Source organism: Chitinophagales bacterium, assembly GCA_017303835.1.
GTDB lineage: Bacteria > Bacteroidota > Bacteroidia > Chitinophagales > Chitinophagaceae > JAFLBI01.
This window is the reverse complement of record JAFLBI010000001.1, coordinates 1,329,913-1,346,234: the sequence shown is the minus strand read 5'-3', so window position 1 is coordinate 1,346,234 and position 16,322 is coordinate 1,329,913. Positions and strand designations below refer to the sequence as shown.

The 16,322-nt window shown below is 41.9% G+C and carries 16 protein-coding genes; 9 read left to right on the top strand and 7 right to left on the bottom strand.

Annotation, left to right across the window (positions count from 1 at the left end; all coding sequences use genetic code 11):
• From aroB to J0L83_06165, 5 genes are read left to right on the top strand one after another with little or no spacing between them, the layout of a single operon-like run.
• Entirely contained in the window at nt 1-1,023 is a 1,023-nt protein-coding gene (gene aroB / locus J0L83_06185; GenBank protein ID MBN8664137.1) for a 3-dehydroquinate synthase, read from the top strand.
• On the top strand, nt 1,020-2,303 hold the full coding sequence (gene aroA / locus J0L83_06180; GenBank protein MBN8664136.1) for a 3-phosphoshikimate 1-carboxyvinyltransferase: 1,284 nt from the start codon (nt 1,020-1,022) through the stop codon (nt 2,301-2,303). Before aroB ends, aroA begins: the two co-directional genes overlap by 4 nt.
• A gap of 21 nt (nt 2,304-2,324) precedes the next feature.
• Nucleotides 2,325-3,323: a chorismate synthase gene (locus J0L83_06175; protein MBN8664135.1), complete on the top strand. Its 999-nt coding sequence runs from the start codon at nt 2,325-2,327 to the stop codon at nt 3,321-3,323.
• Entirely contained in the window at nt 3,316-3,621 is a 306-nt protein-coding gene (locus tag J0L83_06170; protein ID MBN8664134.1) for a DUF952 domain-containing protein, read from the top strand. Before J0L83_06175 ends, J0L83_06170 begins: the two co-directional genes overlap by 8 nt.
• 2 nt (nt 3,622-3,623) lie before the next feature.
• A complete protein-coding gene (locus J0L83_06165; GenBank protein ID MBN8664133.1) occupies nt 3,624-3,920 on the top strand; it encodes a thiamine-binding protein in 297 nt (98 codons plus the stop codon).
• Here the strand turns inward: J0L83_06165 and J0L83_06160 are convergent.
• Nucleotides 3,917-4,549, bottom strand: coding sequence for a M15 family metallopeptidase (locus tag J0L83_06160; GenBank protein ID MBN8664132.1), 633 nt, complete (start codon nt 4,547-4,549; stop codon nt 3,917-3,919). The two genes, J0L83_06165 and J0L83_06160, sit on opposite strands and share 4 nt — an antisense overlap.
• Nucleotides 4,550-4,655: 106 nt before the next feature.
• Here J0L83_06160 and J0L83_06155 point away from each other — a divergent pair, with 106 nt between their 5' ends.
• Nucleotides 4,656-5,066 carry a septal ring lytic transglycosylase RlpA family protein gene (locus tag J0L83_06155; protein MBN8664131.1) on the top strand — a complete coding sequence of 137 codons (411 nt, stop codon included), beginning with the start codon at nt 4,656-4,658 and terminating at the stop codon, nt 5,064-5,066.
• Nucleotides 5,067-5,140: 74 nt separating this feature from the next.
• Nucleotides 5,141-6,481 carry an OmpA family protein gene (locus tag J0L83_06150; GenBank protein ID MBN8664130.1) on the top strand — a complete coding sequence of 447 codons (1,341 nt, stop codon included), beginning with the start codon at nt 5,141-5,143 and terminating at the stop codon, nt 6,479-6,481.
• 75 nt (nt 6,482-6,556) lie between these two features.
• Here J0L83_06150 and murB read toward each other — a convergent pair whose 3' ends face one another.
• The 5 genes from murB to J0L83_06125 are packed head-to-tail and all read right to left on the bottom strand — an operon-like array spanning nt 6,557 to nt 12,265.
• Entirely contained in the window at nt 6,557-7,573 is a 1,017-nt protein-coding gene (murB, locus tag J0L83_06145; GenBank protein MBN8664129.1) for a UDP-N-acetylmuramate dehydrogenase, read from the bottom strand.
• Between the two features lie 2 nt (nt 7,574-7,575).
• Complete coding sequence (gene priA, locus J0L83_06140) at nt 7,576-10,038, bottom strand: primosomal protein N' (protein MBN8664128.1); 2,463 nt, start codon at nt 10,036-10,038, stop codon at nt 7,576-7,578.
• A gap of 5 nt (nt 10,039-10,043) precedes the next feature.
• A complete protein-coding gene (locus J0L83_06135; protein MBN8664127.1) occupies nt 10,044-10,805 on the bottom strand; it encodes a 1-acyl-sn-glycerol-3-phosphate acyltransferase in 762 nt (253 codons plus the stop codon).
• A 9-nt stretch (nt 10,806-10,814) separates the two neighbouring features.
• Nucleotides 10,815-11,657, bottom strand: a complete 843-nt coding sequence (locus tag J0L83_06130; protein MBN8664126.1) for a 4-(cytidine 5'-diphospho)-2-C-methyl-D-erythritol kinase — start codon at nt 11,655-11,657, stop codon at nt 10,815-10,817.
• An 8-nt stretch (nt 11,658-11,665) separates the two neighbouring features.
• A complete protein-coding gene (locus tag J0L83_06125; GenBank protein MBN8664125.1) occupies nt 11,666-12,265 on the bottom strand; it encodes a bifunctional nuclease family protein in 600 nt (199 codons plus the stop codon).
• A 94-nt stretch (nt 12,266-12,359) separates the two neighbouring features.
• Here J0L83_06125 and J0L83_06120 point away from each other — a divergent pair, with 94 nt between their 5' ends.
• On the top strand, nt 12,360-13,859 hold the full coding sequence (locus J0L83_06120; protein ID MBN8664124.1) for a carboxypeptidase: 1,500 nt from the start codon (nt 12,360-12,362) through the stop codon (nt 13,857-13,859).
• 79 nt (nt 13,860-13,938) lie between these two features.
• Nucleotides 13,939-15,714 (top strand): PAS domain S-box protein, encoded by a 1,776-nt coding sequence (locus J0L83_06115; protein MBN8664123.1) that lies wholly within the window; start codon nt 13,939-13,941, stop codon nt 15,712-15,714.
• A 2-nt stretch (nt 15,715-15,716) separates the two neighbouring features.
• Here J0L83_06115 and J0L83_06110 read toward each other — a convergent pair whose 3' ends face one another.
• Complete coding sequence (locus tag J0L83_06110; protein MBN8664122.1) at nt 15,717-16,259, bottom strand: hypothetical protein; 543 nt, start codon at nt 16,257-16,259, stop codon at nt 15,717-15,719.
• Nucleotides 16,260-16,322 lie beyond the last annotated feature (63 nt).

The window sequence follows — 16,322 nt, the reverse complement described above, 5'->3', positions numbered from 1 at the left end:
ATGCAACAAAAACAATTTCAATTTTCAGACAAGCGGGTAGCCTACTATTTTGATGCCGATAGTAAACAGCTAAAGCAATTCTGTGATCCTGCGCATACCATCATCATCACCGATGAGCATGTACACGCAGCACATGGGAAAAAGTGGAAGGGCTGGAAAACCATCGTGCTCAAAGCAGGCGAGGAGTATAAATTACAGCAAACCGTTGATGCGGTGATTGATACATTGATTGAGATGGAAGCGGATCGCAAGACTATGCTAGTGGGTATAGGTGGTGGTGTTATTTCCGACTTAACAGGTTATATCGCTGCAATCTATATGCGTGGCATTCGTTTTGGCTTTGTACCAACTACGTTATTGGCCATGGTTGATGCATCTATCGGCGGTAAGAATGGCGTAGACGTAGGGGTGTATAAAAATCTGGTTGGTACCATTCGTCAGCCTGAATTTATTTTATTTGATACGAGTCTGTTAAAGACTTTACCTGATTCAGTTTTTCGTGATGGCTTTACGGAGATCATCAAACATGCAGCTATTCTGGATGCGCCCATGTTCAAATGGCTGGAAGCGCAAACACCTAAGAAATTACGCAACAATAAAGCAGCGATGAACTGGTTGGTTACACGCAATGCTGTGTTGAAATCCAAACTGGTGCAGTGCGATGAATTTGAGCAGGGCGATCGTAAGTTGTTGAATTTTGGTCACACGTTGGGCCATGCATTAGAAAATCAATATGAATTATCGCATGGTGAAGCTGTGGCTATTGGCATGACATATGCCGCACATTTCTCAGAAAAATATACCAAGTTTAAACAAACCGATAAGCTTACTGCATTATTAACACAATACGGATTGCCTACTTACGCTGCTTTTGATGCCCAAAAAGTCTTTGATGTATTGAAGCATGATAAGAAGCGTAATCATACTAGTATGCAGTATGTATTATTACAAAAGGTTGGAAAAGCGGTTATTCAACCCATTGCTTTAACCGAATTGGCGGAAATGATTCAAGCTATCAAATGAGGGTTCATATTCAACCAGGAAATATAGGCGGCGTTATTGTTGCGCCGGCTTCTAAAAGTGCCATGCAGCGTGCATGTGCAGCTGCTTTATTGGCTAAAGGTGTGAGTGTATTAAAGAATCCCGGCAAGAGTAAAGACGATCTGGCAGCTATTGATACTATTCAAAGATTGGGTGCTACAATCGTAAGAGCTACAGATGGCAGTTTGCAAATTCAGTCAAATGGAATTGTACCAAAAGAAACCGTTGTGCATTGCGGTGAAAGTGGTTTGGGCATTCGTATGTTCACGCCCTTGATTGCATTGTATGATCAGGCAATTAGGATCACAGGTGAGGGCAGTCTCATTACAAGACCCATGGATTTTTTTGATGCCATCTTACCACAGTTGCAGGTGGATGTGCAGTCAAATGCAGGAAAATTACCCTTGGTGGTAAAAGGTCCCTTGCAGCCGAAAAATATTGAGGTAGATGGTTCTTTAAGTTCGCAGTTTTTGACTGGTCTCATCATGGCTTATGCTGGTGCAGGCGCTGATGGTGTTACCATCACAGTGAAAGAGCTGAAGAGCAAACCATATATTGATTTAACCCTACATGTTTTGTCGGCTTTTGGTTCGAATGTTACGCATAACGATCATGAGCAGTTTCATTTTCATGGCAGTAAGAGTATCATTCAGCCTGCAACCTATACAGTGGAGGGCGATTGGAGTGGTGGGGCTTTCTTGCTGGTGGCAGGGGCTTTGGCAGGTGAGACCATAGTAAAGGGGTTGGATCCTTTTTCTACACAAGCAGATAAAGCCATTTTACATGCATTGATGGATGCTGGTGTGCGCATGAGTATCGAAGAGGGACAAATTACTGTTCGTCCAAGTGAATTACAAGCATTTCAGTTTGACGCAACAGATTGTCCGGATTTGTTTCCCCCATTGGTAGCATTGGCTGTGTATTGTCAAGGTACTTCTGTGATACAAGGGGTATCGCGCTTAGCACATAAGGAAAGTAATCGCGGTTTAACGCTGCAAGAGGAATTTGGCAAAATGGGGGCTGTTATCAAGTTGCAGGATGATTTGATGATTATTGAAGGAGGTAAACCTTTGCAAGGTGCAGCCGTGCATTCAAGGCATGATCATCGCATTGCCATGGCATGTGCAGTTGCTGCTTTGAAAGCTGAAGGTGAAACAAGTATTGATGATGCAGAAGCAATCAATAAATCTTATCCTGATTTTTATGACCACTTACAGCACTTAGGTGCGCATGTTATGGTAGATGCAACAAACAATTCATAAGTTTACAAGACAGTCATTTGTATGAATACATTCGGTCGCTTATTCCGACTCAGCATATTTGGCGAATCACATGGTCCTGCAGTTGGCATTACCATTGATGGTGTGCCAGCAGGTATATCCTTGCGCAGTGATGATTTTATCATAGATATTGAGCGCAGAAAAGGTGGGGTGCAAAAAGGTACTACACCAAGGCAGGAATCGGATATGCCAATCTTTCAATCAGGTGTGTTTAATGATATCACTACTGGTGCTCCATTGACCATGTTGTTTGAAAATAAGAATACTCGTTCCGGTGATTATGAAAAGCAAAGGGCGATTCCGCGTCCTGGTCATGCAGATTTTGTAGCGCATCAGAAGTTTGGTGGTTTTGAAGATTACAGAGGAGGCGGGCATTTCAGTGGAAGACTCACTGTTTGTTTAGTAGGTGCCGGCGTACTTGCTAAAAAAATAATACAAGGAATTTCTGTACAAGCATCAATACTCTCCATAGCTGGCGAAACAGATCCGGACAAAGGATTACAGAAAGCGATTGATGCGAAAGATTCCGTAGGTGGAATTGTTGAGTGTCGTGTTACTGGCTTACCAGCCGGATTGGGTGAGCCATTTTTTGATTCTGTGGAGTCTTTGATTAGTCATGCAGTCTTTGCCATTCCTGCCATTAAAGGCATTGAATATGGTGCAGGTTTTGCTGCCGCGAATATGTTTGGAAGCGAACACAATGATGCAATTCTTGATGGAACAGGAGCAACAAAGACCAATTATGCAGGTGGCATTGTTGGGGGCATTACCAATGGCAATGAATTGGTTTTTCGGGTAGTGGTGAAGCCAACTTCTTCTACACCCAAAGAACAAACGACCTATAACTGGGAAACAGATACGCAGGATACACTTTCAGTAAAAGGCAGACATGATCTGTGTATTGCTTTGCGTGTGCCTGTGGTGTTGGAAGCGGTTACAGCTTGTGTGCTTGTAGATTTATTATTAATGGAACAAAAAATAAAAAGGGTTTGGCATGGCTGATTTGATTTATCATGTAACTACACAACAAGCATGGGATGATGCAGTTGCTAAAGGTTTTTATGCGGCTGCTTCTTTAGAGATAGAAGGGTTTATTCATTGCAGTACAGCTGATCAAGTAGCTGGTGTTTTAGAAAGATATTATCAAGGTGTGTCCAATTTAGTTAAGCTGGTGATTGATCCTGATTTACTGAAAAGTGAATTGAAATTTGAACTTGCACCTTCAGTGAATGAGTTATTTCCGCATGTATTTGGAAACATCAATCTGGATGCAGTAATTGCGATTCAAAACGTCCAGTAGTCATGCACCATCATATCATTAGTGCGAGTATACAGTTGATTCCTGTTTCACTCAGTAAGCATGCTTATACCTGGGTGGATGAGGCCATTGCAGTGATTCAACGTTCAGGCATTCAGTACGAGGTCACGGCTTTTGGAACAGTCTTAGAAGGTAGTTATGCTGAAGTGATGGATGTGATTCACCAAGTGCAAGAACATATGCTGGCAATTGGTTGCGAGGAGTGGATCAGTCAGCTACAAATACAAATTCGAAAAGATGGTCCTGTTACCTCCATTGAAAAAACAGCGAAGTTCCGCTAGCGGGAAAGTTTTTTCAGTTGCTTGAAACTTAGATCCATCAATGCAAAGTTTTTAGCAGCATCAGGCCAACTATAATGCCACCATTCAGTACTAAGTGGCAGGAATCCATGTTTCATCATCGTTTGTTTCAATAACTGGCGATTTTTCAGCACTTGTTCTGGTAGCGAAGTGAAGTCGTGGTGGGCGGTATCACTGAAATGATCGAAATCCGTACCCATATTGAGCGCTTTACCTGTTTGCAGATCGTAGAGGGTGAGGTCGACAGCTGCCCCGCGATTATGGCCGCTACCCTTAGCAGGATTAGCAGCATAACGCTCATCGGGAACGATAGCCCACATTTTTCTGGTCACTTTGTAGGGTCTGTAGGCATCATAGAGTATAATACCTAATCCAATGGTATTCAATTCTTTATTCACTTTCTGTAATGCTAACGCGGGTTGTCTGCGTAGATATGCTTCAGGGTGTTGATAGAGAATTTGATGCGTGAAATTGTTGTAACTGGCGTATTTCCAATCAGTTATAAGATTGGGTAGCCTGCTTTTAAGTGATAGCAATGCCTGATTGCTGTCTGCGCTGATGATTTGACGTATTTCTGAGAGAGATGCAATGGTAGTAGGCTTTTGTGGCACGACTTTTGGCAAAGGGGTGCATCCAGCGATCCCCAGGAGTAGGAAGGAACAAAAAAGGGCGGCTTTGAGGGAATTGCTGGTCATGAATCCTTAAATTTAACCAAAGATGAAAAAGTGGATTAGTATATGTGCGTTTTTATTTTTAGCAATTGGAAATCAAATACTTGCGAGCGATACGACTTTGGCGCCAAAGCCAAAATCTGTAACCGGTACAGCTAGTTTTTACAGTAAAAAATTTGAAGGCAGGAAGACTGCCACAGGAGAACGCTTCAAGCATGCAGGAATGACTGCAGCCAGCAACCATTTTGCATTAAACACCTGGGTTAAAGTAACCAATCTGAAAAATGGTGCAACGGTTGTTGTTCGTATCAATGATCGGATGCATAAGAATATGAAGAAAAAAGGCAGGGTAGTAGACCTAACCCGAACCGCGGCGTCTAAAATCGGCATCCTTAGCAAGGGATTGGCAAGGGTAAGGGTAGAAATCACCGAAAAGCCAACGGAAACAGCTAATTAAGAATATAAACATATCTTAATTTTCGTTAAATGCCGCCCAGCCATTATTTTTGTACAACTTTTAAAAACCTGAATATGAAGAAACTCATTTTGCTATTTGTAGTGGGTGCATTCGCTGCAAGTGGTATTGCGCAAACAACCAGCCACAAAAAGAGGCCAACTCTGGGTATCAACTTTATGTTGAAAGATTTTATTACTCCTGAGCGTATTGCCTCAACCTCTCTTTCATCTGTTATTCAAAATAAGCAGTGGGAAAAGGTTAGAAATATGACACCTGGTCTGCAGGTTACTTATCAGCAGGGTCTGACTGACCATGTTGATTTCATGGCGAATCTGGGTGGTTCTTTCTTAGATTACCCTTTCTTGTCCAGCGCTGGTGTTAGATCAAATGGCAGGGACAGATTTTTGTTGGAAGCTGATGCGAACGTAAACGTTAAGCTGCTTACCGACAACTACTTTGTTGTTCCTTTCGTTTCTGCTGGTTTGGGTGCTTCTATGTACGGCGGAACTTATTTCGCTGCGTACGCACCAGTAGGTACTGGCTTACAATTTAAATTAAGCGAAGATGCTTATCTGACCACTCAGTGGAGATATCATCTGCGTGTTTCAAGTCTTGCTAACTATCATTTCAATTACGTGATTGGTTTTGCTTCTCCAATTACAGATCCTAAGCCTGTAGTTGCTCCAGCACCACCACCTCCACCACCTCCTCCACCTCCTCCTGCTGATACAGATAAGGATGGTATCATTGATGAGAAGGATAAGTGTCCAAGTGTACCTGGTGTTGCTAAGTACGATGGTTGTCCAATCCCTGATACTGATGGTGATGGCATCAATGATGAGAATGATAAGTGTCCAACTGTAAAAGGTCTGGCTAAGTATCAAGGTTGTCCAATTCCTGATACTGATAAGGATGGTATCAATGATGAAGAAGATAAGTGTCCAACTGTTCCAGGTGTAGCTCGTTACCAGGGTTGTCCAATTCCTGATACTGATGGTGATGGTGTAAATGATGAAGAAGACAAGTGTCCAAAAGTACCTGGCGATAAAGATAACTTCGGTTGTCCTAAGATCGAGGCTAGCATTAAGTTGAACAATATCCAGTTCAAGACAGGTAGTGCAGTATTGCTGCCAATCGCCCTGAAAGAACTGAAGAAAGTAAATGATTACCTGAAAGCAAACACAGGCTTCGATGTTGTAGTTGAAGGTCATACTGATAACGTAGGTAAGGCTGCTAACAACAAAGTACTGTCTCAGAAGCGTGCACAGTCAGTTGTAAACTATCTGGTTAAACTGGGTACACCTAAAGAGCGTCTGTCTGCTGTAGGTTACGGTTCTGAACAACCAGTTGCTGATAACAAAACAGCTGCTGGCCGTACTCAGAACAGAAGAGTTGCCTTCAAGATCAAAGGTTAAATAAAAGCACTTCGATAAAAAAAGCGGATGAATTTCATCCGCTTTTTTATTGCAATTAATCGAAGAAACTATTACTTAAAGAATATTCACTTCTCTCTCCAATTCGATACCAAACTTCTCTTGTACAGATGCAATAATAACTTCAGATAGCGCATAAATCTCTTTACCACTTGCAGAACCATAATTGACGAGTACCAATGCTTGTTTGCTATGGCAGCCTGCATCAAGCTTTCTGTAGCCTTTCCAACCGCATTGTTCAATTAACCATCCGGCAGCAATTTTTACTTGACCATTTTCTGCAGGGTAAGCGGGTATCTTCGGAAATTTATCAAGCAATTGCTGATACATTTCTTGCTCAATTACCGGGTTCTTGAAAAAACTCCCAGCGTTACCAATTTGTGCAGGATCTGGCAGTTTACTTTGTCTAATACGAATAACGGCTGCAGCGATATCTTGTATTGTTGGTTGCTGAATACCTGAAGCAGATAATTCCTGCTCAATTGCACCATAGCTGGTATTGAGTTTGGGTATTTTATTTAAGCGAAATGTAACTGATAAAATGATGTATTGCCCTTTGAGTGCTCTTTTGAAAACACTTTCCCGATAACCAAATGCACAGTCTGCATTACTGAAGTTTTGTATGCGCTTTTCCAGAATGTGGTAGGCACTTACTTCTGTGATTAGCTCTTTTACTTCTACGCCGTAAGCGCCAATATTCTGCATCGGTGCTGCGCCTACATTGCCCGGTATTAAACTTAAGTTTTCTAAGCCAGCATAGTTTCGCTCTACACACCAACTTACAAAAGCGTGCCAATTAGTACCGGCATTGGCACGAATATACAAGTGGTGTTCATCCTCACGAATACATTCAATTCCTGTGAGTTCATTCTTTAAAACTGCGCCATCTACATCTTTAGTAAAAAGAATATTACTGCCACCACCAAGAATCAATAACTGATTGCTTGAAGCTACACGCTTATCAGCAAGCAATTCTTCCATTTGACTGATGCTTTGGAATGATGCAAAATATCTGGCATGTGCCGCTATGCGGAAACTATTATAGGGCAGCAAAGCAATATTCTCTTGTAACATAACTACTGCGGATCTATATCAGGAATAATATGCACGCTTCTATATACCTTATGTTGTGACAGTATCAACATTTGTTGCTGTATCATTACTTTGCTCTGTTGTAAAAACTGCGTATCCTTCGGTATTTTTAGTAGTACTTCCCAAATATACTGGTTACGAATACGATTCACCACCGGTTGTGATGGTCCGCTCAGATATTTACCCAGATAAGTATGCAGGCCATTACAGAAATGATGTGCTGCTTCTTCTGCAATATGCTCGTGTTTATTTTTAAATGTTATTCTGATCAATCTTGAGAAAGGCGGATAGAAAAAATGTTGACGACTCTGCAACTCAGTTTGGTACATGGTGTCATATGCATGCTCCTGAACAGCTTTTAATACAGGATGTTGCAGATTGCTGGCCTGAATCAAGACTCGTCCGTCTGCATCTTTTCTGCCTGCACGTCCACTCACTTGTTCCATCAAATGAAACCCACGTTCATTCACCCGAAAATCTGTAAAGCTCAATAAACCGTCTGCATCAATTATTCCTACCAGATTCACATGGGCAAAGTCTAAGCCTTTCACCACCATTTGTGTACCAATCAGGATGTCAATTTTCTGATCCTCAAATTGTCGGATAATCGTATCATGATCATGTTTCCCCTTAACCGTATCATGATCCATTCTCGCTACGCGTGCTTCCGGAAACAATTCCAATACTGCTTCTTCAATTTTTTCTGTACCAAAATTGCGTTGTGCAAAATGATGGCTACCGCAAGCTACACAGGTTTGTATCGGCGGATACGTAGTACCGCAGTAATGACAAGCCAGTTTATGCTTTGCTTTATGGTAGGTGAGTGTTACATCACAATGTTCACATTGCGGTATCCAGCCGCAGGTCTGACAAATTAAATAAGGTGCATAGCCTCTTCTGTTTTGAAAAAGGATGACTTGTTTATGTTGTGCAAGTGTTGTGGCAATTTTTTCTTCCAGTATCGGACTAATCAAGACAGTGCCTGCTTTGCCTTTTAGGTATGGCTTCATATCAACCAGTTCAATTGACGGCAATTCGCCTGAGCCATATCTTTCTGTGAGTGTCACATAACCGTATTTCTGCTGTTCAGCATTAAACCTGCTTTCAATAGAAGGTGTGCCACTACCTAATAGTACTTTGGCTTTGAAGAGATTGGCAAGAAAAATAGCGGCATCTCTCGCCTGATATCTAGGTGCAGGATCTTGTTGTTTAAAAGAAGGATCATGTTCTTCATCAATGATGACAAGCCCAAGTTTACTGAAGGGAAGGAGTGCTGCAGATCGAGCGCCCAGCACAACTTTGAGTTCATTGTTGCATACTTTCTGCCAGATTTCAACCCGCTCGTTATCGTTGAACTTAGAATGATAGATGCCGATATGCCCGCCGAAGTGGGCTTCCAGTCGTCTAATGATTTGTGCAGTTAAAGCAATTTCAGGTAGCATAAACAATACCTGATTTCCTTGCTTTATCTGAGCTTCTATCAGCTGAATATAGATTTGTGTTTTACCGCTGCCGGTGATGCCATGCAATAAGCAAACATCCTTGGTTTGAAAGCAATTGTTTATTTCCTGCTTTGCTTGCTCCTGTGCCGGAGAGAGTGTGTAATTGAGATTGATGTCTGCAGTTGATCTTTGTAATCGGTCAATATTTCTACTCACTACTTTCAAGACCTGCTTATCGATAAGTCCTTTTAATTGTGCACTGTTTGCATTGGCCTTTTTCAATAAGTCAGCTTGTGTTACTTCCTGTTGAGTTTGGTGCAGGTGTAAATACGCAAGCAACAATTCCATTTGTTTGGGTGCCCTGCTCCAATTATTCAGCAGCTCTTCCAGTTTTGACTCGTCTTTATAAGCATCTTGCAATAAGACATATTTTTCTTTCTTCGGTTTGTATCGTTCTTTCAATTCCTCCCAAACATAACAAACGTCTTTCTCTATTAATCGCTTGATCACAGGATACACATGTGTGGCATCAAGCAGATGCTGTACCTCACTTAGTTTGAGTTCACGTTTTAATTCGAGTGCTTCTGTTACGATGTATTCTTCATCAGTAAGTTGATCCGTAGTATAATTACCCCCTTCATTCCAAACCAAAATGCTTTCACTGGATAGTTTCAGGTTGGCAGGTACTGCCGCCTGCATCACCTCACCCTCGCTGCAGAGATAATATCCTGCTATCCATTCCCAGAACTGTAACTGCTGCTGGTGTACAATTGGGCTACTATCCAGCACTTGTATAATCTCTTTAGGTTTAAAGCGTTCCGGTGCCTGGTGGATGATTTTCTTAACAATGCCTGCATACTTTTTCTGCTTGCCTAAGACTACTTCTACACGAACGCCCGGCTGCACCAACTGCTGCAAGTGTGTTGGAACAGCCCATGTATAATTCTTAGGTAAGGCGAGTGGTATGATGACTTCAGCGTACAAAACAGCTATTTGCCCAAAAATACGGCTTAGGCATCAGGATATTTCCGGTATCTGCGTAAACCGGCATCCATTGCAGCATATACTTTGTCTTTTAATAAGCCAATGTCTTGCATCGTATAGCCTTTAACCGAAATTTCATCCAGAAACACTGTTCTGCATTTTCCCGGTGTCATGGCAAATACACTGCTGTAATGCATACGTTCAAGTGTATCGACAAACAAAATAGGTTTGATAGGCGTCTCAGTTTCTATCGCTATACGGAATGCTCCATCATAGAAATCTTTTAAGGGCTGTTCTGTTAAATTGAATGTGCCTTCAGGAAAAAGAAAAATAGAAATATTGTTGTTCAATGCAGATTTCAATGCGCGTACACTTCGGGCACGTTTTTCCGGACTTCTCCGATCTACCAATACAACTGCAGCGCGATAAATCAAACCAAAGACGGGCACTTTAACCATCTCGTATTTACCCAATACCCGATAGGGTTGTTTGATCGCAATAACAATTGGGGGTATGTCCATATAAGAAATATGGTTGGCCACAAAAATGTAGTGCTTAGAGCGATCATGTGGCGCTTCATAAATCTCTTCATGTCTTATACCGATCAGCCAAAACCATATTTGTGCCCACCATTTACAAAAAAAATAAACCAGGTTACCACCCTTGATTTTTCCAAAAGCAATTGCTACAAATACAATGGGTACTACATTCAAAATAGTGAGGCATGCGAAGATGATGCCAGCATAGAGGCTATAAATAGCTTTCAGCAAGGATTTCAGGGCATTCATCTGCCGAACTTATGAAAGTTTGTCTAAACTCAGCAGCTTGTAGAAATAATGTTGTGGCCACTGAAAATGTGGGGTATTGTCCAGGCTAAATAAACCAAATACAGTACTGCCGCTGCCCGACATGGCAGCATAGACTGCACCCTGATCATACAATTGCTGGATGATATTGCCAATTTCGGGATAATGTGCGGCTATGGGTGCTTCAAAATCATTAATGAGTCGGCCACGCCAGGTGTTAGGAGAATCCTGTATAACAGCAGCACAATCATGTATTGGTATGCCTGGTTTGATTTGTTGAAAAGCCCATCCTGTTGGTACATGTATACCGGGGTTTACAACAGCTAAGCGATTATTACTCAGATCAAGTGTAACGGGTTGTAAGTCTTCGCCTCTTCCTTTGCCATGTGCTGGCTGGTTGAGGATGAAGAAGGGACAGTCAGAACCTAATTGCAAAGCATATTGAATAAGCTGGTCTTGATTAAGTTTCAATTGAAAAAGCTCATTGAGTAAACGCAGTGTATTTGCACCATCGGCACTGCCGCCACCCATACCTGCACCCATAGGGATGGTTTTATGCAGGTGTATTGCTACAGCAGGTAATTCAGGAAACTCCGCCTTCAGTAAGTGGTAAGCTTTGACGCAAATATTGTCAGAAGTATTTCCCGCAACTGCAAGTCCTGAGCTGTGTAATGCTACAGTTTCCTCAGCGTTGCTGTTCTCAAGGGGAACTATCTCCAATACATCATGCAAGGGAATAGGATAGAAAACGGTAGAGAGATCATGAAACCCATCAGCTCTTTTCCTGAGAATATTCAGGCCAAGATTGATTTTAGCATTGGGGAAAACCACCATGGTTGGGGTTATTTACGCTTATTGATCTCATCGCGAATCGCGATGGCGCGGATATAGTCTTCCTGCTCTAGTACATCATTCAGCAACTGCTGTAAATCTTCCAGACTCATGCTGTGTAGATCTTCATTGGAAGCACTGGCTGCTGAGGGTTCCTCAACATCACCGAAAGCCTCTTTTTTCTTTTTACCGGTATTGCCGTCTTCCATTAAGATGCCGGCACTTTCCAAAATATGCTCGTAGGTATAAATTGGGCAGCCAAATCTAACAGCCAGGGCAAGTGCATCACTGGTACGGCTGTCGATTTCTACGGTATCATGCTCACTAACACAAACCAGCTTGGAGTAGAAAATACCTTCCTGAAGATCGCTGATGATGATTTCCGTTAATTCAACATTGAACGCGTTCATGAAGTTCTTCATCAGATCATGGGTAAGGGGTCTGCTGGGCTGCATCCGCTCTAGTGCAACAGCAATAGCTTGCGCTTCAAAGCCGCCAATTACGATAGGTAGTCTTCTCAGACCATCTACTTCTCCCAGAACCACCGCGTAGGAATGCGTTTGTGTGATACTATGGCTAAGGGCCACGATTTCCAATTCTAGCTTCTTCATAAACTGGTGCACGAAATTAGTTGAAATTGCCTCAAAAAGAACAGCTGGTTTTTTGACTTTGGCTTTAGTAACTTAGGCATCCTTAATGCCCAATATGAAAAAGTACCTTTTCCTTCTGTTTTCTGTAAACAGCCTATTCCTTGGCGCTCAAAAAAACACAGTTGTAGCCGTTCCAGCGGCTGAAATGCCCATTGCAGGCGTTCAAACCACCATAACCAAAGGCAGTGTTACCATTGCCGGTAAAAAGATTGATTATACAGCGCATACGGGCTACCTGGATTTAGAAAATGATACAGGCAAATTGCTGGCAAAAGTATTTTTTACCTACTACAGAAAAGAAGGGGAGTCGGATGCCAAAAGACCTGTCACTTTTACGTTCAATGGTGGGCCAGGTTCATCTTCCGTATGGCTGCATATGGGCGCTCTGGGGCCAAGAAGGGTTTATTTAAAAGACGATGGTACGGCCACAGCACCTCCTTATGAAGTGATTAGTAATGAATTTTCCTGGCTGGATAAGTCTGATTTGGTATTTATTGATCCAGTTTCAACAGGCTTTAGTCGAGCGGCTAATGGAGAAAGTCCCAAGCAATTCCATGGCTATGTAGAGGATATACAGTCTGTAGGTAGTTTTATCCGTCATTTTTTATCTAGATATGAGCGTTGGGGCTCACCCAAATTTCTGGCTGGAGAAAGTTATGGTACTACAAGAGCAGCTGGTTTATCTAAGTTTTTGCAAGACAGTTACCGTATTTATATCAATGGTATTTTCCTGATTTCACCCGTACTCAATTTCGGAACCAATGATTATTATGTAGGTAATGATTTGCCACGTGCTTTGTATATCCCATCGTATACTGCTGCCGCCTGGTATCATAAAAAATTGGCGCCTGAGTTGCAGGCTGATTTGAAAAAGGCTTTGAAAGAAAGTGAGACATTTGCTTTGGGCGAGTATGCTACTGCTTTGATCAAAGGTGCATGGCTTTCTGATGCAGATAAAGACCGTATTGCCCAGAAGATGAGCTATTATACTGGGTTAAGTAAGGAATATTGTCTTCGTGCAAATCTTCGGGTAGAGGAGAATAGATTTTATAAAGAATTAAGAAGGGGAGATGGCTTAACAGTAGGCCGTTTGGATGCCAGATTTGTGGGAAGAGATTTGGATGATGCCGGTGAATTGGTGAGCTATGATCCTTCATTCACCAATATTGACGGTCCGTTTACTTCTGCGATGAACGACTATTTTCAGAAAGAATTGAAATTCAAGGAAACCAAACCTTATAATATTTTCGGAAGCGTGTACCCTTGGAATTACAATAATGTACAAAATCAATACCTGAATGTAGCTGAGAGCCTGCGTGATGCAATGGCCAAAAACCCTGCTTTGAAAGTGTATGTTGGGTCAGGATATTATGATTTTGCTACACCTTATTTTACTGCACAATATGATGTAGCACATATGTTTCTGAGGCCGGAAGCGCAAAAAAACATCCGGCACTATTTTTATGAGTCAGGACATATGTACTATATCCATAAACCATCTATGATTCAGTTTAAAGCAGATGTAGACAATTTCTTCGACTGGTGTCTTAAATAGTTATCAAAATACGGACTGGCTTTTATAAAGCAGCACGAATAACGTAACTTGTATCTGTATCGTTAATCCTGCCATACCTATGCAAGAACCTGCTGCTATTGATAAATTAGTTGCGCTTATTAACCATCTGCCCGCTGCAATCTATCATTGTGCCATTCAAGGCGATAGACTTGTTTTGGATTTTATCAGCGAAGGATTTTCTGATATTACAGGTTATCCTGTACATGAAGTGATGGAAAAGCGTGTGGAAGTTTACCGGCAACTGGTGCATCCAGACGATTTGCCTCAGCTGATTGCCACCATCAAACAAGGGATACAGCATAAAACAGATTTTGCAGCCAGTTACCGAATCAAGCATCAGACAGGTACCATTAAATGGGTTAGAGAAAATGGGCGTATCTATACTGATGCTTCTGGCGATAGTCATCTGATGGGTTATGTGTTCGATATCAGTACTGAACACGCAGCTGCTGAACGTTTAGAAGCCAATAGGCAGGAGCTGGACTTATTGTCTCGCGTAGCCAGAAATACCAGTGATTCAATCATTATTGCAGATACAGCGGGTTGCATCGTTTGGGTGAATCAGGCTTTTGAACGCATATCAGGTTATTCCAGTGATGCTGTTATAGGAAAACGTCTTGGTTACTCATTAGAAGATCATTCAGTAAATCAATCCGTAAAACAACAATTAGAAACTGCACTTCAGCAAGCAGTTCCTTTTCATGTTGAAACACAAAGTCTTACTGCATCTGGAAACAAGATATGGCTGGAAGTAGCCATGCAACCTTTGTGGGACGATTCGAATTCGCATATAGGATTTCTGCTTGTTGAGAATGATATTACCGCTCGCAAGCAAGCAGAAGCTGAATTGGCAGAGCAGGAAGCGAGATACAGGATGTTGTTCAGCAATAGTATTGATGGCATTGTCTTGCTAAGTGAAAGCCTGGAAATTTCTGATGCGAATGAAGCTGCTTGTCGCTTATTGCAGTATGATTCCGGCACCTTGATAGGTAAGCAGCAGTCGCATATAATTGACACAGCTGATGAACGTTTTCGTTTTTTCACCGAAGAATTGGAAGATGATGGAAAAGCGGGTGCAGAATTATATTTCCTCAGTGCTGAAGGGAAAACAATAGAAGTGGATCTTACTGCGTCAAAATTTTATGATGCTGATGGTGCACTTCATTATGTGTACATTTTCAGGGATATCACTACTCGTAAGCAGGAGCAGGTTAAAATGGAGCAGCTTTTGCGCCGCTTATCTTTAGCTACAGGCTCTTCGGGTACCGGAATCTGGGAAGTAGATGTGCAAACTGGCGCTATTGTTTGGGATGATATGATGTATGTGATATTTGGTTATCCTTCATATTCCCCAATACCTGCGTTTAGTATTTGGAAACAGGCCATGCATCCGGAAGATGCTAACCTGATGATGACTGTTATTGGTGCTTTGGTAAGCGGAGAAAAGGAAGTTGATAAAGCTTCTTTCCGCATACGCAGGCCTGATGGTGAAATTCGTTATCTGGATTCTAACGCGATCGTACAGCATGATAGCAAAGGCCAGGTTCAAAAGCTGATTGGTACAGTCAGGGATGTTACTGAGAGCGTGGCATCTGCGCAGAAAATTAAACAACAGTATACGGCTTTGCGTGAAATTGCCTTTGCTCAATCGCATGAAGTGCGCAGACATGCGGCCAATATTATTTCAGTGATTGAATTATTGCAGTTAGATCCTGCTTCTTTAAAAGATGCAGATATGATTCATATGCTACAACATAGTGCTACTGAAATGGATAAGCAGATCAGACTGGTAGTAAGTAAGATCAATCAACTAGAAAAAGAACAGGAAGGCTAAACTTACTTGGCAATTACGCCTACTGTAAGTGAGGCAATAATTTTTTTAATACGCTGATCCAATTTTCTCAGCAATTCTTCATGTCGCTGGAGTACTGCTTCTTTTTGTTCCATTTTTTGTTTCATAAATGGGTCTCCCTTTCGGTAGCCTTTGTATACCGCAGTTGCATCAAATTTTTGTCCAGCCTTAATTAAAGAAAGTTCATTGATTTGATAGCGCATCCGGTCATTGATCATGGTTATGGTGATGGTAAAGCCCCCATCTACAGAGCGATAATCTCCTTGCTCGGGATCAACACGAACAATACCATTGATAATGGTTGTGCCGCCAATAAGCGTTGATTTGCTGGATTGAAGTTTCCAGGTACTTTGATTGGCAACTACCCATTTCCCCAGATTCGCCTCAGCCATGGACTGATTAATGCTATCTCCAAACAAAATGATGTCTTCATAGTGCAAAACATCGTCTTTCATCGGCATCTCCAGCTTTTGCGCATGTAGTAGTAATTGGCTGAAGCCGAATATCAGGCTAAAAGCGAGTTTCATCAAAAAAGGGCTTGCTGGGTATGATCGCATCTTGGGTTTTACTTAATTTGTGGTAGTCAGGTA

Bases quoted from the DNA above. Each gene is read 5' to 3' on its own strand.
- J0L83_06175 (MBN8664135.1), top strand. From the start codon at position 2,325: ATGAATACATTCGGTCGCTTATTCCGACTCAGCATATTTGGCGAATCA.
- J0L83_06115 (MBN8664123.1), top strand. From the start codon at position 13,939: ATGCAAGAACCTGCTGCTATTGATAAATTAGTTGCGCTTATTAACCAT.
- J0L83_06120 (MBN8664124.1), top strand. From the start codon at position 12,360: ATGAAAAAGTACCTTTTCCTTCTGTTTTCTGTAAACAGCCTATTCCTT.
- aroB (MBN8664137.1), top strand. From the start codon at position 1: ATGCAACAAAAACAATTTCAATTTTCAGACAAGCGGGTAGCCTACTAT.
- J0L83_06155 (MBN8664131.1), top strand. From the start codon at position 4,656: ATGAAAAAGTGGATTAGTATATGTGCGTTTTTATTTTTAGCAATTGGA.
- J0L83_06165 (MBN8664133.1), top strand. From the start codon at position 3,624: ATGCACCATCATATCATTAGTGCGAGTATACAGTTGATTCCTGTTTCA.
- J0L83_06170 (MBN8664134.1), top strand. From the start codon at position 3,316: ATGGCTGATTTGATTTATCATGTAACTACACAACAAGCATGGGATGAT.
- J0L83_06130 (MBN8664126.1), bottom strand. From the start codon at position 11,657: ATGGTGGTTTTCCCCAATGCTAAAATCAATCTTGGCCTGAATATTCTC.
- J0L83_06150 (MBN8664130.1), top strand. From the start codon at position 5,141: ATGAAGAAACTCATTTTGCTATTTGTAGTGGGTGCATTCGCTGCAAGT.
- J0L83_06110 (MBN8664122.1), bottom strand. From the start codon at position 16,259: ATGAAACTCGCTTTTAGCCTGATATTCGGCTTCAGCCAATTACTACTA.
- aroA (MBN8664136.1), top strand. From the start codon at position 1,020: ATGAGGGTTCATATTCAACCAGGAAATATAGGCGGCGTTATTGTTGCG.
- murB (MBN8664129.1), bottom strand. From the start codon at position 7,573: ATGTTACAAGAGAATATTGCTTTGCTGCCCTATAATAGTTTCCGCATA.
- J0L83_06125 (MBN8664125.1), bottom strand. From the start codon at position 12,265: ATGAAGAAGCTAGAATTGGAAATCGTGGCCCTTAGCCATAGTATCACA.
- J0L83_06135 (MBN8664127.1), bottom strand. From the start codon at position 10,805: ATGAATGCCCTGAAATCCTTGCTGAAAGCTATTTATAGCCTCTATGCT.